At 52.5% G+C, this 20,017-nt stretch carries 22 protein-coding genes and 2 pseudogenes; 16 read left to right on the top strand and 8 right to left on the bottom strand.

From position 1 onward, the window contains the following. Positions 1–89: 89 nt before the first annotated feature. Positions 90–1,091 (bottom strand): hypothetical protein, encoded by a 1,002-nt coding sequence (locus tag NP511_RS22460; protein WP_049967195.1) that lies wholly within the window; start codon positions 1,089–1,091, stop codon positions 90–92. Positions 1,092–1,235: 144 nt separating this feature from the next. Between NP511_RS22460 and NP511_RS22455 the strand changes: the two genes are divergently transcribed. Next, positions 1,236–1,418, top strand: coding sequence for a hypothetical protein (locus NP511_RS22455; protein WP_084158413.1), 183 nt, complete (start codon positions 1,236–1,238; stop codon positions 1,416–1,418). A gap of 28 nt (positions 1,419–1,446) precedes the next feature. Here NP511_RS22455 and NP511_RS22450 read toward each other — a convergent pair whose 3' ends face one another. Then, complete coding sequence (locus NP511_RS22450; RefSeq protein ID WP_049967194.1) at positions 1,447–2,073, bottom strand: hypothetical protein; 627 nt, start codon at positions 2,071–2,073, stop codon at positions 1,447–1,449. A 389-nt stretch (positions 2,074–2,462) separates the two neighbouring features. Here NP511_RS22450 and NP511_RS22445 point away from each other — a divergent pair, with 389 nt between their 5' ends. The 5 genes and pseudogenes from NP511_RS22445 to NP511_RS23070 all read left to right on the top strand — a co-directional run bounded on the left by NP511_RS22445 (position 2,463) and on the right by NP511_RS23070 (position 4,343). Continuing rightward, positions 2,463–2,585 carry a hypothetical protein gene (locus NP511_RS22445; protein WP_257720322.1) on the top strand — a complete coding sequence of 41 codons (123 nt, stop codon included), beginning with the start codon at positions 2,463–2,465 and terminating at the stop codon, positions 2,583–2,585. A 65-nt stretch (positions 2,586–2,650) separates the two neighbouring features. Continuing rightward, positions 2,651–2,857 carry a hypothetical protein gene (locus NP511_RS22440; RefSeq protein ID WP_049967193.1) on the top strand — a complete coding sequence of 69 codons (207 nt, stop codon included), beginning with the start codon at positions 2,651–2,653 and terminating at the stop codon, positions 2,855–2,857. A 284-nt stretch (positions 2,858–3,141) separates the two neighbouring features. Then, positions 3,142–3,441: pseudogene (locus NP511_RS22435) on the top strand (site-specific integrase); the annotation flags it as partial. A gap of 233 nt (positions 3,442–3,674) precedes the next feature. Beyond that, positions 3,675–4,079, top strand: coding sequence for a DUF5518 domain-containing protein (locus NP511_RS22430; RefSeq protein ID WP_211249145.1), 405 nt, complete (start codon positions 3,675–3,677; stop codon positions 4,077–4,079). Between the two features lie 117 nt (positions 4,080–4,196). Beyond that, on the top strand, positions 4,197–4,343 hold the full coding sequence (locus tag NP511_RS23070; protein ID WP_478212186.1) for a DUF8012 family protein: 147 nt from the start codon (positions 4,197–4,199) through the stop codon (positions 4,341–4,343). Positions 4,344–4,572: 229 nt separating this feature from the next. Here the strand turns inward: NP511_RS23070 and NP511_RS22425 are convergent, their stop codons facing one another. Beyond that, positions 4,573–4,830 (bottom strand): hypothetical protein, encoded by a 258-nt coding sequence (locus NP511_RS22425; protein WP_136396786.1) that lies wholly within the window; start codon positions 4,828–4,830, stop codon positions 4,573–4,575. A gap of 311 nt (positions 4,831–5,141) precedes the next feature. Then, complete coding sequence (locus NP511_RS22420; protein WP_049967192.1) at positions 5,142–5,621, bottom strand: winged helix-turn-helix transcriptional regulator; 480 nt, start codon at positions 5,619–5,621, stop codon at positions 5,142–5,144. 220 nt (positions 5,622–5,841) lie between these two features. On the opposite strand from NP511_RS22420, the gene NP511_RS22415 reads away from it, so the two are divergent. Further along, a complete protein-coding gene (locus NP511_RS22415; protein ID WP_049967191.1) occupies positions 5,842–7,905 on the top strand; it encodes a transposase in 2,064 nt (687 codons plus the stop codon). 633 nt (positions 7,906–8,538) lie between these two features. On the opposite strand, the gene NP511_RS22410 is transcribed toward NP511_RS22415, so the two are convergent. Then, positions 8,539–9,780 (bottom strand): trypsin-like serine protease, encoded by a 1,242-nt coding sequence (locus NP511_RS22410; protein ID WP_136396785.1) that lies wholly within the window; start codon positions 9,778–9,780, stop codon positions 8,539–8,541. Positions 9,781–10,025: 245 nt separating this feature from the next. Beyond that, positions 10,026–10,532 carry a hypothetical protein gene (locus NP511_RS22405; protein ID WP_233274403.1) on the bottom strand — a complete coding sequence of 169 codons (507 nt, stop codon included), beginning with the start codon at positions 10,530–10,532 and terminating at the stop codon, positions 10,026–10,028. 156 nt (positions 10,533–10,688) lie between these two features. Here NP511_RS22405 and NP511_RS22400 point away from each other — a divergent pair. From NP511_RS22400 to NP511_RS22375, 6 genes and pseudogenes are all read left to right on the top strand, one after another. Then, positions 10,689–10,868 (top strand): annotated as a pseudogene (locus NP511_RS22400) (IS5/IS1182 family transposase); the annotation flags it as partial. 240 nt (positions 10,869–11,108) lie between these two features. Further along, positions 11,109–12,923, top strand: coding sequence for a transposase (locus NP511_RS22395; protein ID WP_049967190.1), 1,815 nt, complete (start codon positions 11,109–11,111; stop codon positions 12,921–12,923). A gap of 148 nt (positions 12,924–13,071) precedes the next feature. Further along, positions 13,072–13,377 carry a tyrosine-type recombinase/integrase gene (locus NP511_RS22390; RefSeq protein WP_211249144.1) on the top strand — a complete coding sequence of 102 codons (306 nt, stop codon included), beginning with the start codon at positions 13,072–13,074 and terminating at the stop codon, positions 13,375–13,377. 205 nt (positions 13,378–13,582) lie between these two features. Continuing rightward, positions 13,583–14,002 carry a DUF8161 domain-containing protein gene (locus tag NP511_RS22385; protein WP_049967189.1) on the top strand — a complete coding sequence of 140 codons (420 nt, stop codon included), beginning with the start codon at positions 13,583–13,585 and terminating at the stop codon, positions 14,000–14,002. A 547-nt stretch (positions 14,003–14,549) separates the two neighbouring features. Then, on the top strand, positions 14,550–15,797 hold the full coding sequence (locus NP511_RS22380; protein WP_049967188.1) for a Cdc6/Cdc18 family protein: 1,248 nt from the start codon (positions 14,550–14,552) through the stop codon (positions 15,795–15,797). 56 nt (positions 15,798–15,853) lie between these two features. Next, a complete protein-coding gene (locus NP511_RS22375) occupies positions 15,854–16,183 on the top strand; it encodes a MarR family transcriptional regulator (RefSeq protein ID WP_211249143.1) in 330 nt (109 codons plus the stop codon). Positions 16,184–16,203: 20 nt separating this feature from the next. Here the strand turns inward: NP511_RS22375 and NP511_RS22370 are convergent, their stop codons facing one another. Continuing rightward, positions 16,204–16,596: an ArsR/SmtB family transcription factor gene (locus tag NP511_RS22370; protein ID WP_084158392.1), complete on the bottom strand. Its 393-nt coding sequence runs from the start codon at positions 16,594–16,596 to the stop codon at positions 16,204–16,206. A gap of 141 nt (positions 16,597–16,737) precedes the next feature. On the opposite strand from NP511_RS22370, the gene NP511_RS22365 reads away from it, so the two are divergent. The 3 genes from NP511_RS22365 to NP511_RS22355 all read left to right on the top strand — a co-directional run bounded on the left by NP511_RS22365 (position 16,738) and on the right by NP511_RS22355 (position 18,998). Next, complete coding sequence (locus NP511_RS22365; RefSeq protein WP_049967187.1) at positions 16,738–17,511, top strand: DUF7509 family protein; 774 nt, start codon at positions 16,738–16,740, stop codon at positions 17,509–17,511. A gap of 169 nt (positions 17,512–17,680) precedes the next feature. Then, entirely contained in the window at positions 17,681–18,076 is a 396-nt protein-coding gene (locus NP511_RS22360; RefSeq protein WP_049967186.1) for a response regulator, read from the top strand. A gap of 100 nt (positions 18,077–18,176) precedes the next feature. Beyond that, positions 18,177–18,998 (top strand): IS5 family transposase, encoded by an 822-nt coding sequence (locus NP511_RS22355; protein WP_049967185.1) that lies wholly within the window; start codon positions 18,177–18,179, stop codon positions 18,996–18,998. Between the two features lie 327 nt (positions 18,999–19,325). Here NP511_RS22355 and NP511_RS22350 read toward each other — a convergent pair whose 3' ends face one another. Further along, on the bottom strand, positions 19,326–19,940 hold the full coding sequence (locus NP511_RS22350; RefSeq protein WP_049967184.1) for an outer membrane protein assembly factor BamB family protein: 615 nt from the start codon (positions 19,938–19,940) through the stop codon (positions 19,326–19,328). Positions 19,941–20,017: the final 77 nt, after the last annotated feature.

Genomic DNA, 20,017 nt, shown 5'->3' with positions numbered 1-20,017 from the left:
CGGTGAGAAACACAAGGACCTGTGACTCATCGACCCCTGAACGCTTCGCTAATGCCGAGCGAGTAAATCGGGTTTGCTCGGTCTGAAGCTCACTCAGGGACGTTTTCAAATCCCTGAAGTTTTTGTTGGGGATATCCTCCACTTTTTCTGAGAACATCGTCGATGAGTTCCTCAATCTCGTTGAGTCGGCCCTCCCGTTCGTAGCTTCTGAACCAAATTTTGCTTTGGGGCCGGTTCAGATACAGCGCGAAGTCACTATCGTTGAGCTTGACATAGCCCTTCGATATCTCGCCATCTTCTTCGTTAAGCTCTTGCTGTACTTGATCGTCCTCAAGCAAGTTCATGTATTCCCCGCTTTCGTCTTTCTTCGAGGTATACCGAACTGAACTTGCTGTCCGACCGTTGCCTTCGCTCACAACGACGTTCAGGTTCACGTACTTCTCGATCTGGTCGCTGAACTCGTTGATGAAAGCTTGGTCGAAGCTCGGTTTGTAGAACACATCCTCGTTTTGGTAGTCTATTCCGATCGACGACGCGATCTTTTTACAAACCCGTCGGGCCAACGGAACCTCCGCAGTTCGGACGTGTACTAGGTCAGTGTCTTTGTTGATGACGGCTACGCACTCATCTGGCTTCAGGTCGCGTTGTGGTTTACCTGTGGACGGATCGACCGTCTTCATCGACACGTACCGACCAAGGATGACGTACAGCCGGTCGTCGAACTCCTCGGTATCGACGAGAAACGGTTCTCCCTTCTCGTCTTGCACTTCCTCAGCCCTTGGGAATTCACTGACGACACTCGATGGGATGTCGTCGAATTCGTCAGAAATTCCCGTTAGGACGAAGAAATTCAGGCTCTGCTTCCCGCCGAACCGAAATTGTTTCCGGAAGCCAGGGAATTCGTCCTCGTCGAGGACTTTGGCTACATGTTCCTTGAGATCGATGTCGCCGCTGGGGAACTCTTTGTCGTGGGTTCTGAGGAAATCTCTGAGGGCCGTGTCTGCTATTTCTCGGTCTCGAATCCACTGTGTTCGCTTTTGAATGGTCTCCAGAGACGTTGGTATGGTTTCGCTACTCTCACCGGCTCCCATTTTCCTACATTTTGGGTGACATACCATATGAATGTACTCCTCAAATCCGAGTTCTATGACCGAACTTTCTGGACATCAGAACGTGTCGAGAGTCTTGTGTTCGGTTTCTAATGTTTATGTATGAAGACGCGGCCAGAACCTCCGATGTCCAACCAACGTAAGGACGATTTCCTGGTAGCAGTGGCACTGACCGAGTTCTCTGTGCATTACGAGACTGTTGACCCTGAGTTATCTGAACGAGCCTGGCAATTAGCTGCCGATCGTCTCGTCGATTACGATGTAACTCCTAAGAGCGTCGTCAACGAACTTGAGATTGGATCACCATGAATCAGATTCTGAGAAAGCCCCGTGTGCGTTAGTCGTCATCTGCCGTCTGCCGAGAGGGAACAGAGGGCGTCAACTTTGGGAGTTCGCCGAGGAGCTTCTCCGAGCGAACCCATCCCTCGGCTGCGGGGCGCGTGGTACGGAAGGGCTCCTTACCCGGTTGAGCAATGCAGACTTCTCGGACGTGTTTCTGCTGGCTGGGTGCGAATACTGGGCGCTCGTACGACTCGCCCCAGATGATCTGGGTACAACCCCGGGCAAGACGCTGGCAATCGTCGAAGGTCCCGACGTAGAGGCAGGGGAAGTCGTTAGCGATCCTCATTTCGGGAGCAAAGAACCCGAGGATGTCGTCCCGTGTGAAGTTAACCTGCGGGTGCCCGCCTCCGTGTGCGTACGCGGTATAGCTCATGGGCAAGGTGGTCGTCCGCCCGTTCTCGCGCATATCCGGCTGGCCGTACTTCCCGAGCATTGCCCCGAAGTGCTCCATGTGAGTGACGACAGGGAGGCCAACCTCCTCGTCAAATTGCCATAGCACGGGCTCGTCGTCATCCAAGAGGCCGAGGCTCGTGATCTGGGCCGGGAGAGCGAACTTGACGCTGTCCGCCGTGTTCTGCGGCTCCGATTCCCCGACGGCGTGAAGGGATTGTCGTGCAGTCATGGCTGGGTGTCAATGACCAAGACAGACACCCATCGGCGCGGAGCGCCGGCGACGCCCGCAAGACTCTAGGATACTATCTCAGTCAGCTATCCTGAACCGGATTCACTGACCGAGACAGCACCCCTGTCTCACGGGGCGGTGCTGTCCTGGTCATTGAAAACCCAAACCGGGACCGGGTAGACCCATGCCAGAACATCTCCATCGACGGGATATAAATTTTGGGCGGTTGACACCCCACTCGAAGAGTTTCCATACTGTCCAAATTGATCGACAACCCGCTATCGGATATTCCACTGAAACGCTAAGAGGGACGCTCAGGCTTCCTATCCTGTGTACTTTCTAATTGACTTATCCCCGGGGCGTCTATTACCAGGTACGGAGGTGAACACATGAAACCCAAGGCGTACTCGAAGCAGTTGACCTGGGAGTTCCCCAGCCCGAACACGCCGCCGTTGCCAAACGGGGACGATACCAACCTGTTCGTCACCCCCTACGGTCCGTTGGTGGTGTAGTTCACCTCCAGCACAGGCGCATCGTACGACAAATAATCCGCGACTCACCGAACCCTCTGACCAACATGCCCCAGAACACCGCACCCGACCGGATGCTGTCCGACGGATCGTACATCAACTACAGCGATCAGGGCCGCCGCGCCGTCCAGGTCCTGAACGAGAACCCCGACCACCACATCACGGGGTACACCGACACCACCGACGGCTGGCACCACACCATCAAGAGCGACGTCGGCACCGGCCGGATCGGCCTCGACGATCCCCGACTGTAGGCCCTCGGTCCACAACTCTTCCCGTCAACTCCACAACAATGCGCAAAATATACACGAACTCCATGAAGATGAACCGCCAGCAGAACTACACGACCCTGCCGCCGCTCCCGGAACCGGAGAACGATCCACCACGCGGGATCTACTAATCTCCAATCTCCGACTTATCAAAGAAGTCGTCACCATACAGACGAATATACCCCCTAAGAAGGCCTGATCAGCCGGTCACACTCCACTGTTTTTGATGGTAAACAGATATATAGTGAAAGCTTGTTAAACGAGTTACTATGAGACTGGAGGCGACCGCAAAAGCGGACGAATACAAGGTCTGGATGACCGACGCAGAACTTGACGAACTGCGGCGGGCTGCAATGAACCATCGTGACGATCTCATCATTCAACTCGGTGGTTACGTCGGCCTCCGTGCCTTCGAAATTCCACAGATTTGTCCAAAGCACGTGAAGCGGACACCTGACGGCGATCACTACCGGCTCCGAATTCCAGAGGGCAAGGACACAACTGGGAGCGGCGGAAAACCACGCGATGCCTACCTCCCCACGGACGTTGAGGGTGACATCCACCGCTACCAAAATGGACGAGTTCACTAGCTTCCGCTCATTTCGTTAGTCCATAATGGTTCTTAATGCGAAACTGGATGTTCGAGACTTGATCGTTCAGTACAGGGTATATCTTATTTACAGAGTGATACAACAAAGGATGGCACAATAGCATCTTCTATAAGGACAGTTATTATAATCTTGCAACACCAAGCATCTATTGAAATACTATGCCTGAAGTTGGTCCCCCTCTGCAGTCCGGAATGACCCAATGGAAGTACGCTCTCATCGGTGGGTTGTGCTCTCTTCCATTCACCACCTTCAGTTACTGGCAAACAGGATCCGAACTATCGCTTGGAGCAGTGTTTTTCGGTGGTATTCTTGCCGGCTATCTGATTGGGCGTGTGAACGGTGAAATTAGTGGGGTCGGGGTTCGGGTCGGGATTATTGGCGGACTTCCAGTATTCTGGGTTGGTTTTGATCTTTTTACAGCCACGTTCCGCTTGGCCGGCCCAGTATGGTTTGTGGCGAGCGCGATTGGTGCCACGATCGTGTTTACAGTCCTCGGATTCGGAATTTCAGCGCTCACTGGTGAAGTGGGAGTACGGGTTGGGCGCTGGCTGGCCGGTAACCAACATGACCAATTGACTACTATGGGAGATAGTTGAGGCGGCGGAGTTCAAAGAACACCGATGACATCGGTCAATATATAGTCGGGTAGCAGGAAAATCACTGTCTCTATCATATCATGTTTATCTGCGCCGCAATCGGCTGAGGCGCATCCAATGGATCCACGCAACACACCAAGATACAGACTACATCGTGCACTCAGCCAACTCAACCATCTTGAGGGCGATCAGTTGACTGAGCCAGCCAGAGAACGGATCGAGACAGCAACGGCGCTCTTGGAGAAAGTGAGTCTTCTCACTTGACCAGAGCGTGGTGAACCTACTGATACCCACATCAACTTCTAACCGAGCGGGTCATAGAATCGGTCATGAGTCCATTTGACACTGTAGTGAACGGTCTGTATAGGGCACACATGTTAAGACGACAAGGGGACTTCTATAAAAATCATCAAAGATGTGATGGAAGATGTAGAGCGTACCTGATGTGCCCTTGGGGCTTCTTGGGATACTGCTAACACTCTTCCAGAAATGTTCATATTCGTTGTCGTAACGAGATGATGATTGTAACTGTCACAAACAGTGACAGCATAGCTTTCATCCATTCGTTCTGAGCTGCGAATAATCCGGTGAGTAGCCCTCCTAGCGCGACTGCCACTACTCCCCTCGTCTTCGCACACCAAGTATCAAGAAGGGACGTGCCGAGCAAGATTATCGCCAATAGCACCCCTGCCGCCAACAACGCGTCAAAAAACACAACTGCAAAATCAATCTTGAAGAGAGATACTTTCATAGTTTCCAAATTAAGGCTATAAGGGCATAAGTTTTGTTTTGAGATCGGACGACATCGCCAGCAGAACGGAGACGGAATGGCAGTAATACCGGCGACCACAGATGCTACTCCAATTGCAGGGACGCTGTGGTCGCAGTTATGCCTAACAGCGGTTGCGAACTCAGGTCGATAGCCTAGCTCAACATGCCGGTGGTTTCATCAATCGGTTCAGTCGCATCCTTGACGACCCAGCGAGCGGTGCCCCTTGAGTCGGTGATTAACTCGTCGCCTGTAGTGATCAGCGGCCTCAAGAAACAAAGTCACTCAGGGAGTTACTCCTTAGTAAAGAACTCATCATCATAATCTCGTTCAGAGTCTTCACCGGAGAAGCCCGTCACATCTTCACCGAACGGATTAACGTACGGATCACTGTCACTACGCCTCGCTAACTCTTCTTTCGTCTTCTCACCCTCAACCCACTCCACCAGCTCTTTCTTCCCATCCTCAACTTGTGCCTGCATATCAAGCATTGTTCGATACGCGTGGACGATCTCCAATCGTTCCATTTTTGCTACTACATACTGCCCACGCTCTGTAATCCGATACTGATTCTTCACCGATGTCTCCCGGTCGTCGATCTCCGGAGTAATCAGCCCGAGGTCTTTCGCTTCCCCAATCCGCTTCGACAACGTTGACGAACTAATCTGTAATCGCTCGTTCAGATCCTTGAACCGCTTGGATTCACCCTTCAGCACCACAAGAAGGCCGATCCCGCCACGTAGCTCAAAGAACTCCCTAAGCGTGTCTGCCATGCATTACACGCTATACCCTGTTAGCATCCATAGTCAAACTTTCTTCTACTCTGAAATTCGCTTCGTTCCAAAATACAATTTGATTTGGAACAATTCGGAAATCGAATTATCCTGTACACACATCGCGTTTAACCACCCGTAGCGTAGGATAAGACAGGTTTCCGGAAACAACACTCCGAACCTTACACTTCGATTCGAAGTAAAAACTACCTACCAGTCTATGACGGCCACTCCCAACACGAAACAAACGGTCCTTGACTCCTTGCGTGAGTCTCACCGGGAGTGGCCATACTCGGAAGCCCATGACACAGTCAACAGAGACCCATGGCCGCTCGCGTGGGATGCCGCCGCATTCATCGAAGAATGGTTCGCGCACCCAGAACACAACGACGTAGAAGAAGCGATCTGTTACGTCGAACTCGCCCCGTCAAAATTTGGGTATGACGTGGCTGACTGGCATTTTAAACAGCCATCAGCATCGCTGCTGAAAGCACACCTGCTCCGTATCGTCAAAGGATGGGGCGGCGAAACTGCCCTTCACGACTATCTTAATGATAACCCAGAGCTGGTTGCTGAACTCGGATTCGAGGATGGGCTCGCATCGAAAACCACTCTCTGGCGAGTATGGAATAAAGACCGTCTCTCAGACGAACACAAACAGGTCGTGCGGACTATCGGGCAAGTGCTGGTCGATGTCGCACGCGAACACGACGTGCCCGCGCCGGACGAAGTCTTCCACCCCGATCCGAGCGTTGACACACCTGACGGCATCGAACAGGATGACTCAACAGTTCGAGACCGGACGATTGCGAAAACGCGGGAAATATGGCAGCAAGCCAAGCCGATGGTGACGGAGAACTATGAGCTTCCGCGTGGCAAGAACACAGAGGTTCACGACAACGCATTCCTCGAAGCGCACGCGTTCATCGGTTCACGTGAAGAGATGTACGCGGAGAACGGTACGTGGAATTTCGCGGCAGAGACAACGCGCGACCGCGTTCAAACGGGCAGTACTCATCGCCACCATTTACAGAAAATCGGGCCGGATGCAGCTCGGAAAATGCATCGTGACACGACACGTGAGTTGATCGAGCGCGCTCGCCGTGACTCGGAGCTCGTTGACGGCGTCCTCGTGAGCATTGACATCACGAAGTCGAATCCGTACCGAACGAAACGGAAAATCGAGTCTGACGAGGACGGGAACGTCACGAACACGTGGCTGCTCGGATACAAGAACGATGGTGAAGACGAGTCTGCGGAGTTCTACTTTCAGTGGGCGAGCATCCAAATTGTTGGATTAGATATTCCACTCGTATTGGATGCAATTCCCGTGCATCGTGGGCTCTCACGTGTCGCTATCGTTGACCAGCTCTTGGAGACTGCGACAGACATGGTGGATGTCGAGTTGCTGATGATGGATCGAGAGTTTGCCCACGATCCGGTGAAAGAGGTTTGTGAGGATCACGGTGTGTGGTATTTGAATCCGGGCATTATGCGGACGAGTGAGCGGGCGACATGTACGCGTCTTCGCCGTCAAGGGAAGCTCGTCCATATCGAGAGTGATGAGGCCAGTACCGATGACGCTGACGTGGGTACAACGCTTGGTGACTTCACAGCTGACGAGACAACTGACGAAGAAGACGATGATAAGGTTGAACGGAAGCGTGTGTATGTGCCAGCAATGAATGCTGAGCGGACGAATGATGGAATAGAGGATGACGAGAGCGACGAAGCGGATGAGAAGTCAGATGGAGAGGATGTGCTTCGTCAGGAGTTACTCCGTGATTTTGCAGAAGCGACTGATGCGGATACGGAAGATGTTGGGCAGATGTTCGGTGACGTGATTGAAGAGGTTCGTGAAGAGGAAGACGAACAAGAGTTGCCGGGGAGTGAGGAAGACAAGGGGTTGTATATGCTGTTTGAGACGAATCACCCTGATCTCGAACTCCCGAGTGGTGCTGGTGAGGACAGTGACGAAATGTCCGAGATGGAGAAGGTACACATGGTGGCGCGAGTGATCAGGAAGTACAAGCATCGGTGGGGAATTGAGAACGGATTCAAGCAGATCAAGAGCTTCCGTGTCCGTACCACGTCGATGGATCACGAGTACCGGTTCTTCAACTTCCTGTACGCGTGTACGCTGTACAATGTGTGGCGACTCACCGATCTACTGGTGAAGTTGGAGCTACGGGCTGAGCCCGAGTTCCGATATGAACCACTCGTGACAGCAGATCTGTTCCTGACGATTGCGAAGGATTACGTCGGGTTAGATCCCCCTGACTAACGTTTTCGTTTCCGGGTTTGCCCCCTCGTGAGTGGCGACATTGCTGTGTAGTCCCTGTTTTCCGGGTTTTCTTCTCTGAACTACCGACTGGTAGTGGCGAGATTCTATCAGATATAATTTCACCTATCAACTGGTGTTAGAAAGCTACTGTATTGGACGTTTTGCTCTCTGTCTCGTGAAATTGCTGATCATCAGAAAATGCCGAAGATATAGCGCCAGACGATTCATTGATTGATCTCACGACGTGTTGCGAAGATAAGAAATAATGCACAGGTCCGACGGCGATCACTCGCCGGACTGAGTGGTCTCGCGTCCCCCTGCTCACAAGTGAATACCGCGCTTTTCTCAGAACGGCGAGAAGAATTAGTTGTCGTGAGAGCGTGTCATAGAATACATCTCACACCCGCTACTTACCGATTACACCGTTCTCATTTCGCCACTAATCGAGTGAACTCACCAGTCAGCAGTTTTATTCAGAGAGAAAGCTGTGAACTATCTCGATTAGGGACTATTCTCTGACACGCTAAATTATGCTATATTCATTGTTAGATAGCCATCAACTCTAGAATATTTATATATAATCAAACTGATTTTCACCCCAGAAAAGACAGATTAGACTTTAGTTTAGATATACTACTGATACGATAGACCTAGAGAGAGGTTGTGTTCTTCCATAATATTCTGATAGATGATACCTCTTGCATTTCCTGAGTAGGTTGAACCTCGGTGGATACCTGCCATATAGAAATCATAATTACTACTATCGGGATCAATGTAGAAATGTGGTCCCCCAGAATCACCACCGTCCCGGTCAGCATTAGTTGTGAAGTAATCGTTCGAGACTGATACATTATTTATATTTCCGGCAGTATGGCCAGTAGTGATCCCAAGCTTTCCTAATGACGCACCGCCTCCTTCATTATCTTGCAGCCAGTCAGTGTGGACGTAGCCACGGACAGGGTTCGAAAAATAACCCCCGTCATCAGCTGCCATCCGCGCAGTGGTGTCAACACTATCATTGAGTGCCACTGTGGCAGAATCCATTCTACTGCCAATCCAGTTGCGATCATTGTACGCGATCTTGTCCGTTTCTCCTACGTCTTGGTAGCTGTACCGTTGTCCCATTGTTTGGCCCGTTTCTGCATCAAAGCAGTGAGCAGCGGTCACGTACACATATTCCCCACGATCAAGATCCCAAGACCGGATGCCACCAGTACAATTTGTCCATGACCCATCTGGTTTCTGTGGCCTGATTCTGCACCCTCCGGGGATAGGCCGATATCGATAGTCATAGTACCAGTGACTACTTTGTGTTGTCACTTCGGTCGATTCCTGCTCATCAGTAGTATCGAATCCAGCTTCTTCCTCTACAATGATTGGAACTTCTCTGGTCACGCTTTTTTGGTTAATTTCCAATTCTGCGGAGGCTTTCTCAGGAATGACGTCCCGGAGAGATTCAACAGAACGTTTCTCGTTTTGAGGTAGTATCTTACGTTGTTCGGGGTTAATTTGAACCGAGACCACCTTATCCTTATTCCGTCCAGATTGAGTCTTCACAACGACATCAATTCCGGTTGGGTCGATACCTTGGTTCTTAAAACTTCGAAGCAGATTTTGTCCTGCTCGGTACCGGCTTTGAGTGTATTCCCACTCATCCCGTGAGATAGTATAGTACTCTGCTTCCGCATTTTTTGGATCGTTAGGGCTCCCACGGACAAACTTCACGCGTGGAACTTCATTCTCTGGATTATCAGTGAGCTCTGCAAGAGCACTTTGACTCATCAGACTGACTGCTGTTGCTGATAATCCTAAGCCGGAAAGCGCCTTCATAAATCGGCGTTTCCCCATCAGATGGTAGTTCTCATCTTTCACCATATTTGACACTGATTATGTATAATCTATACTGACTATTAAATATTCCTATTAATAATAGTTAGATGGTTAATAGCTCCTCCGGGAATACTTAAAGAATGATCCCAAATACAGACAGAAGAACTGTCAGGACTATGGTCTCAAGAAGTAGAGGAAGTGTCCATAATGATCAAGGTGGAATTTGCGACTCTAGTAGTTAATTTTGACAGAGTATTTATTAGGTATCTCGGCAAGACGTAACAGACTAATCACACATATCCGTTGATATCTACTTCTATTACTTCGGGGATATTTTCTTGGCGATCAGTTATTCGAACAAGCAGCGAGTGGGTTATAAGATCATCATCAACCCCAAATATGGGAGCATCGATTGTGACATCAAATTGGAGACCATCCTCAAGGCGTCTAATCGAATCTAATACAAGATCTGGCTGAGACTGCATTCCATTTTGGATAAGAACGAGATATGACTCAGAAAAATCAGTTGCAGTGATAAAATCGGCTACGGAATTAGTAGATATAAATTCTCTACTTGCCACGTCCTGGGTTTCTATAAGAGTATGAAATTCTTCTCTCGCAGCTAAGGATTCACTCTCTCTTGTCGATTGTTGTGTTAAAATGTCTCTCTCCGAATATAATGTCTTTACGCTTATATTCTTCGGTACGGAAGGTGATTGATACCATTTCCAGCCGAAATAACCTCCTCCAGCAACCAGTCCGATCCCACTGCCAGTGAGGAATTTTCTTCGGTTCATATGTCAATCTACGCAAAGAGGATCTATATACCTTTGGCAAATGACTCCTCATTCTATTGGACTTGGCAATTGTTGTTAGTATTTTTCTCTGTAGGATCGCTAGACAGCGTCGCTACGATTGTGTTATCTCGGTAGAAAGCGAAGAGACGGAGTATTGTGACTTCGGAATTTCGCCTCTTCATCCGTAATTCGGTGGCGAAAGCTAAAGCAGTTGTCGCTAATCCCGACGAACCCGCCGACTCGAAAGGGGGTGGCGGGTTCGCGCGACTTCCCCATTTTACGGTACTTCGTGACTGGTTCGAGACTATCTCGATGAAGACCTATCGTGCGTTTCTCGACGATACATATAAAGAATAGTTGTCTTCTACGTGTTCTTGGTATTTATATACGAAGGCACATAATTCCTGAGTAGTGACAGCACGCACGGGACAGGCCCCGACGGGGTCACGGTGGGAGCGCCTCGGTCCGGCGAGGCGTCTCGACAGCGCGGGCTATGAATCCACACCGAAAGACTACAAAGTAGAAGGCCTCTACGGCGCAGACACCGGGGAGGTTGTCGAAGCGCGGTTTTTCGACATGACGTTTCGGGAGATGGTCGATGGGGCTCTCAGTAGTTACCCGTACCAGCAACAGATCCGGCACGACCGCTCTGTCTCGCTGGAAGATCTCGTCGCAGAGGTGCCTACGTGCTACCTCCGCTTCTACGACACCTACGACCACGAACAGGGGGACCCGAAGCCGTGGGAAGCTGTCTTCCGGGCGCACGTTCTTCGGTGTGTGAAAGGCTGGAAGAACGAAACGAAGCTCTGGAAGTACCTCAAGCAGCAGCCGTTCCTCTGTACGCAGCTGGGATTCGAAGACATCCCGAACCAGTCAACACTCTGGCGAGCATGGGAGGACCGCCTCGTTGAGGTACAGGAGGCTGTTCGGGACGCCGCCGAGGTCGTCGTGGACATCGCTCGCTACCACGACATTCCTGCACCGGAGCCGGAATTCCTGCCGAACCAGCCAACCGATACGGTCACGAAATCGAAGAGCAAGGACACGCTCGCGCGGGAGAAAGCCCGTGAGGTCTGGAAGGGCGCGAAGCCGATCGTCGAAGACTGCTTCTACCTCGATCGCGGCGACAACTCCTCAATTCCTGAAGGCGCGTTCTGGGAACAGCAGTCTTACCTCGGGATGCGAACCGACATGCATCCGAATGACGGCGCACAGTCGTTCGCGGAGGACACGACCCGAGAGCGGACGCCGTCGGGCGACTCGCACCGACTCCAGACGAAGCGGCTTGGTATCGAGCGCACGCGAACGATGCTTCGAGAGAGTGCCCGAACGCTCGTTGCACGCGCGAAATCGAGAGATCAGATGGGGCGCAAGCAGATGGCTGCTATCGACATTACGAAGGGAAATCCGTGGGGCGGCGAGGTTACCCGCAACAGTAGCGGTCGGAACCAAGAGCCGTGGATTCTCGGGTACAAGGGTGATGATGGACCGTTCTTCCAGTGGGCAGTCATCAAACTCGTCGGACATGATATGCCGCTGATCCTCGATGCGGTCCCAGTCGAACGTGGCCGCAAGCGAGCTGACCTCGTGGACGACCTCCTCGAAGGGGCAACCGACGTCGCGCCGGGACTGGACCTCGTGATGATGGATCGGGAGTTCGCCAACGACGGCGTCAAAGACGCTTGCGAGAAGCATGACGTTTACTACCTGAACCCTGCCGTCGTCCGGTCCAGCAGCGACCACGAACACCAGATCGCCAAGCTCGCCAGTGAGGACAAGGATTTTGACGTCGTCGAGCAGGAACGGCTGGACGATGGTCCGACGCGGAAGACTGTCTACCTCCCGAAGCGCGAGTGGGGACGCGAAGAAGAGGATGGCGACGGCCCGGAGGTGACTATCCGTCAGGAGTTGCTCGATGAGTTCTCCGACGTGGGTGATACGACGCCGCTGTCGGAGGGCCGCGACGCCGACTCGCCACTCGGCAATCTTCTCGATGAGGTCCGGGAAGAAGAGGAGATCGACGAGCCGGCACGGGTCGAAGCGCCGACGGTCCCCTTCGAGACGAACCTCCCGTGGGTGGACGTCGAACCCGAGGACGAACGGGAGATGAAACACCAGATCGGGCGGCTGATGTCCCGGTACAAGCGTCGCTGGGGCATCGAGAACGGGTTCAAGAAACTGAAGACCTTCCTCGCGGAGACCCAGTCGCCGGACCACCGGTTTCGGTACTTCAACTTCGCGTTCGCCTGTGTGCTGTACAACTGCTGGCGACTCGTGGACATCCTCGTGCAGCTCGAACTGAACGGTGAGGTCGGCGACGGCCCGGCGATCTCGGCGAACTCATTCCTGACGTTCGCCAAGAAGAGCTACGGTCTCGACCCTCCCGACTAACCTCGCGTTTCCTCTGGGTTCGCTCGGTCGGTAGTGGCGACGCTACCCTGAAATCGCTTTTCTCCGGCAGTTTATGATCTGAAGTCGACAGTTCTCTCAGAACCGTTCCTTCAGACTTTGTTGCCGACTTCTTTCACATCCTTTACCGGTGGAACCTGTACATTATAGTGCCATCTTCGCAACATCACATCTCACAGAACGAGGCGTCCGGGACGTCGTGAAGCGCACTGCCGAGCATGCAGCCGAGGAAACCGGCGACAATGACTATCAGTATGTCAGCTCCCACGATCTCCGTCGTCGCTTTGCTCAGCGACTACTCGTTGATCGTCAGATGAATCCCCGGGTCGTGATGGCCGTCGGCGGCTGGGATAGCTTCCAGGCCATCGAACCGTACCTTAACGCCCCGACAGCCGAAGTCGTCAACGACGCCTTCGAAGAGGCTGGTCTGGCATGACCCTCCATAATCACATTCAAGACCTTCGGACGGAGTGGCGTCGATGGCGACGGTCCAACACCCCCTCTCAGGTGTTCACGGCGAAGACCGAGAAGCGAGAGGTCACGTCCCTGGTGGCAGCCTACAAACGTACTGGACGTGATAGCATTTTCTCCTTCAGTAACAAAGAGATCACCTGGAACTGGCACCAGGATGGTGGGAAAACATGAGTGAAGACGATGTCGATCCAGAGAACCCGCGCCCGAAGGGTCACTACCCCCGGTTCAAAGACAACGTATGGCACTACGTTTCGGATGAACTCGCGCAGACGATCTCCCTCGGGCCCGCTGGCGACGGTGAGCCCGGTCAGGACTGGGTGCTCACCTACACGCCGGAGAAGCGGGACGAGAGCGACCGCGAGAAAATACTCGTCCGGTTGACGCCCCGAGCACTGCACGAGCTGTACATCGAGACGAAGGGCCTCGATGTCGAGACGCGCCAGATGGGACACCGGGCAGAGTGTGACCTCTGCGGCGAAATGGTTGATTTCGAGCGGGCAATTCCGAACGGCCAGGGAGAGCCGTGCCACAGGCGATGCTGGGCCGAAGCGTACGGTGCGCCTGAGTGGTTTACCGACTACCTCTGACTGCTCTACTCCCCCGAAGTGCTACCTATCGGTAACGCTCACAAACGGTCGGGAATTAGACAGCTGGATTCCGGGTAGCGTTCACTCGGAATGAGAGGTCCTGCTTATCCACCACTCTGTCAGCCGTGGTACGCTGGCCGATTAGATATTATCTCAACTGAATCATGTTGTGTCGAAGACAGGGACACCCCACCCTGTCCGCATAATCCGGGTGGGATGTCTGCAAAGAGGTAAGATGGTGACGCTCCCTCCCCCCACCGTGTCCGCGTAATTCACTCTGGAGACCGTCAGATACACTGCAGCACAACGATCTAACAACAAGCCTAGTTATCACCGTTGTGCTGTGTACCCAGTACGGGTTTGGTTTTGCTTCTTGTGACTTAGTTCTTTGCCTGAACTAGAGCTTGTCCTCCTTCAGTCAAGGCAGGGGTGTTTTCACAGAGATTATCCGGACACGGTGGGGTGTGGGGGTTCTTATTGATTCGAGTATGCGGACACACTGGACACGGGGGTTTTATAACGTGTTCCTACATTGGTGGCGAATATCATGGACGACGGTACTGGTATCGCCAACAACCCATACGGCAGCACCGTTGAGATCTTCGCCGACGAATCCGTGCTAAAGGAAGATTGGCAACCGGAAGAACTGCCTGAACGTGAAGATGAACTTGAGGAAATTCGGAATTCACTTGCACCAGCTACTCGCGGTGTGAACGCTCACAACCTGTTCCTCTACGGGAAAACCGGTCAGGGAAAAACCGTCGCTATCGACCATGAGCTCGATTTGTTGAAAGAATTCGCATCCGGGACCGAAAAGCTCGAACTCAGTGTTGTCAAAACCAGTGCCAACAACCAGTCCACATCCTACCAGCTCGCCGCACACCTCATCAAGGAAATTCGAGGCACAGGGAAGAAACCGAGTGGTATTGACCAGCAATCGATGTTCGATCTCCTCTATGACGAACTCCGCAGCCTCAACGAGACGATCATCATCGTCGTCGATGAAATCGACAGTATCGGTAGTAACGATGATCTGCTGTATGAACTCCCACGTGCCAGAAAGAATGGGCATTTAGAGGACCACTGGATATCAGTAATCGGGATCAGCAACGATCTCGAATTTCGGGACAATCTTTCGCCGAAGGTCAAAGACTCACTATACGACAGCGAAATTGAATTCGCCCCCTACAACGCCAATCAACTCACTTCGATTCTCGAACGTCGTGCGGAGCGTGCGTTCATTGACGGTGTTCTCACTGATGACGTCATCCCGCTCTGTGCAGCTTTCGCAGCACAGGACGAAGGGTCAGCACGACAAGCAATTCGGCTGCTATACAAGGCCGGTGAAATCGCACTAAACAACGAACAGGAGACCGTTGAGGAATCGCATGTGCGCGAAGCACGCGACATCTTGGAGCGCAAACGTATTGAAGAGGGGATGCGCTCCTTGACGACACAGGATCAATTCGCACTATTGTCCGTCGTTGCACTGGAAACCGCTGAAGAAACACCGGCTCGTACACGTCAAGTGTATCAAAAGTACAAATCAATCGTCACTCGTCTGGACTCGAATCAGTTAGTCGAACGCAGGGTGCGTGACCACTTGCAATCACTCGGAATGCAAGGATTCCTCATCGCAGAAACTCGGAATAGAGGTATTCAGGGTGGGAATCACTACCGGTTCGAGTTGAAAACAGACTTAGAAGCTACGTTAGAGATCTTGAGTGAGGATAGTCGTATTGACGAGATTGTTGCGGATCTTGTCGATATTGCGACCGCGAACGGCCTCGTCTAACGCAGCGCGACGTAACGACACCGTCGTTTTTGTCGGCGGAGCACCTTCTACTCGGCATGAACAACGAAGAGAGCGAACCGACCACCGGGGATCTCCACGATGCCGGCATCAATTTCACGCCGGGAACCACGAAGTCCGACGTCGTGGCGTTTCTCTACAGAAATCCTGAGCCCGGGTACAAACCCTCTGAAGTCGCCGAACACTTGGACATCTCTCACGGTACCGCTGCGACCACTCTCAAGTGCCTTTACGAAGCACGGCATATCGGGAAAACGGGAGACGGTTGTTACCATGCTCTCGAACACCGCGAAGACCTCCGACGCTACGTCGCAAGTCTTGATCAACTGAAACAGATGTTCAGCCAGCCAACATCCAAGTCACTTTGAACGAGAAGCGCGGGGTACGTTCACTGTGAGGGGTCTGAGCCAGTAATATTTCGAAAATCTGTATCAATCTCTTGGCGTCCGAGATGCGTAATTTTGTAGAACGTCTGTCGTCCATCACCATCTTCGGGCGCACCTGTCCGGGCGACCAGACCAACATCGATGAGTTCTCCAAGGTGGTGGCTGAGGTCGAAGCTATCATCATCGATAGCAGCAGCAAGCTCTTTGCGAGCCACTTCCTCTCGTTCCCAGAGTAGGAACAGGATCGCGTATCGTCGCTCATCACCGAGCGCTGCTTTGCGGGCAGTGTGGTCCGCGAGCGTGCCCATACTATCGTCGAACAGTCGCTGGTCAACATACTGTTCGAGATCCTCCTTATCTGGATCTGGCGTCGTGTGCGCGGTTTCAGCGGACATCGTTACCTGGACGTACGGTGGGCTTCTATATGAGACTGGCGGTTACAAAGAATACTTTCTTTGTTTCTAACCGTCACTTTCGGGCGTGGTTTCCGCACTCGATGGACACCTCTTTGACGTCCCAAAACAGTGTAGAACACAATGTTTGACGGCGAAACGAATTTCCAGTACAACGAACGCCCCATCTCCGATATTCTTGCAGAACAAGCCCCTTCACCTCCGAAATTCAGTACTCACAACGACTTCACCGTCTACGTCATGGGCCCCTACACCGCGTTTAATGCTGAAGTTGCCTATGATGACGCCGACACACTCCGAACTCCGTTTCAGAACGACCCACTCTTCGATCCAGACAGGCACATCACCAACGATGGTAAGGGCGACATGGAACAGGCCCTTCGAGACTTCTGTACGAATCTCCGCGAGAACCTCAATTGTCGCGCATTCATTGCGACCGATATTGACATCCCGACACACGAACAGGCCGAGGAACAGAACAAAACCCGTAGCGATGACGAACCGGTTGTAGAAGGGATGGACCCGCTCGCCCAATCAGTCGCATTCGCTGCCCACAGCGACGCCGTCATATTCCTGTTCACACAAGGCGGCCTCACAACCGGAGTCGGTGCTGAAACCGGCGGTATCCTCGGTGAATTTCACCTCCGTCGAGGGAATCCTGCCCTCACGCACAAGCCCGGTCAGCGAATCGGTCTCTATCTGGATGAGAGTTTCAGCAGTGCCACTATCGACGAACTCCCGAAAGGTTACGACATTCAATACGACTCGTTCTCTACAAAAAGCGACCTCCACGAGAAAGTCCGCAACTGGTTCGATAGTCTTGATCGGGAAACCCGCGATACCGACCTCCCAGTATTCATTCCTGGTGAAACCTACTCGTCTGACACTGACAGTTAACAACAAGGTGGTCAAGAAGGGCGGTTGTACTGTCGCAAAACCCCTTTTCTGTGCGGATGGTAAGAGACATGATATATTCGATAGTCGATCTGCAATTCTGTTGTATTCTTAATACCTCGAAACAGCCATAAGGAGCTATTGCATTGGGTGTTTCAATGGAGGAGTTGCGATGAGCAGTGGAGATCTGTTCGTCATCGATGACAATCCGGGTGATATTCGGTTTATTGAGGAGGCATTCTCCGTCTCAGAACTGAGTCTGACTATCCATACTGTGAATACCCAGGATGAGGCACTTGATCTCATCCATCAGCGAAACGAGCACGAAGATACACCCCGCCCGGATGTGGCGCTGCTTGATTGGCGGCTCTCTCAGACGACCGGCAAAGAGATATTGGACGCTGCGAAGTCAGTCACTCCACCCCTCCCTGTCGTCGTAATGTCAAGCTCGAAACCACAAGTACAGTCCGAGAATGCACCGATATCATGGGCAGACCAGATCATTGAGAAGCCAACAGATCCCGAGATGTACGTTGAATTGCTCCGACCATACCTCACCGCTCAATAAGCACACCTACTTAACGGCTGTTTCAGCAGGAAAAACACCGAACAAATAGGCTCTGTTGAAATCCTTAGTGAATTACAGGCTCAGTCAGTAGTTTGAGTAGATGCAGGCCTTCCCAAAGTCTCGGTTGCTCCGATTTGTTGAGGAAGCATTTCAGTTAGCGCAACGTGCTGTGGCTCGATATTCCTCGAAGTTCTCGAAACGACGGTACACACTTCATCAGCACATCGTTCTCCTGTGTCTCAAAGTGCGGAAGGACACGACCTATCGGACTCTCCTCGACGAACTCATCGAGATGCCCCGCATTCGAAAAGCGATCAACCTCACCGAACTCCCTGCGCCGTCAACGCTGTGCAAAGCGTTCGACAGACTTGACATGGCCGTTTGGCGTGTCTTGCTCAACCTCTCTGTTTCACTGCTCCCGACTAACGGTGTCGTCGGGATCGATGCCTCCGGATTTGACCGGAGCCACGCCTCGAAACACTACACGAAGCGAACGAAGTTGACGATTCAACAGTTGAAAGTTACACTTCTCGTGGATACCAGAGCGAATGCCATCCTCGATCTCCACGTGACGACGACCAGAAAACACGACTCGAAGATCGCGCCATCACTCATTAAACGAAATGCTGGTGAAGTAGCAGTGCTCCTCGGCGATAAGGGATACGACGACCAGCAGATTCGCGCGTTAGCTCGTGAAGATGGCATTCGTCCCCTGATCAAGCACCGAGAATTTTCGTCACTCCACAAGGCATGGAACGCTCGGTTGGACGACGACCTCTACGGCCAACGGAGTCAGAATGAGACTGTGAACTCTCGCCTGAAACGGAAATATGGCGCATTCATCCGATCACGACGCTGGTGGAAGCAGTTCCGTGAACTCGTTGTCGGCTGTCTCACTCACAACCTCGAAAAGGCACTCTGAACGTTCAATAGAGGGAGCTTAGTCCTCACCATGAGAATCAGCGTATCGGAGAACAAGCCAAATAGGGATTATACTTGCAAGTATGAGGAATACGATGCCAGCCACCCAGTTCACACCAGAGATATACTCATATACACCCCCCATAGCGCCTCTTGTGGCTATTAGGAGCAGTACAAGAAGTGCGAAGACTAAAATAAAGCTAAGTCCCTTTCTTGAGTGTAGGTTACCTGTATCCATACTGTAGAGATTCTAGCTACTTTCAAGTAGTTCTTTCCCTATTCAGTGCGCAATCCTACCTAACGGCTGTTTCAGCGGAAAGGTGTCGAACTAATAGGGTTTCAACAGAGCCACTTCTCCGGGTTCAGTCGTGCGCCACCAGTCGTCGCCGTTACGCGTGAATGCAGCCACCTCGCCGCTGCCGTTGCTCCCTGCGCCGACATAGACACGATCGGCCACGGCAACTCCCTGCGCACTGTGATCTGTCTGTGCGTGCCAGCGTTCATCACCCGTTTCGGCGTTAAGGGCGGCGATTCCGCCCACCGCGACGTAGATTGTATCGTCAACCACGACCGGCGAAGTAGATACGCCGCTATGTGCCCCTCCGTCCACTCGCCAGAGCACATCTCCGTTCTCTGAATCGAGTGCGAGCGTTTCGTTGAGCGTACTCACGTAGACGGTCCCGCAGGCTAAAACCGGACTCGTATTGACGCCGTCCTCGGGGTCGGTTTCCCACAGACGTGTCCCGGTCTCGATATCGCGGGCTTCGATTCGGGTGTCCCCCGCGACGTAGGCAATCCCATCATTGACGACTGGCGGCGCTTCGACACTCCCACCGCCACCTGTTTGAGCACCGGTCTGGGAGAATCGACCCACCTCAGCGTCAGCCGACGGCAGATCACGAGAAGCCACATGGCTCGTGCGAGCGGCATCGTAGCCGTACATAGGCCATGCAGAGACTGTGGGAGAGCATTCGATAGGTGGTTTAGACAAGCCAGTCTCAAAGACGTCTGAGCAGCCGG

The organism is Natrinema thermotolerans (assembly GCF_031165565.1).
In the GTDB taxonomy this organism is placed as follows: Archaea; Halobacteriota; Halobacteria; order Halobacteriales; family Natrialbaceae; genus Natrinema; species Natrinema thermotolerans.
This window is presented reverse-complemented; position numbering and strand designations above follow the sequence as displayed.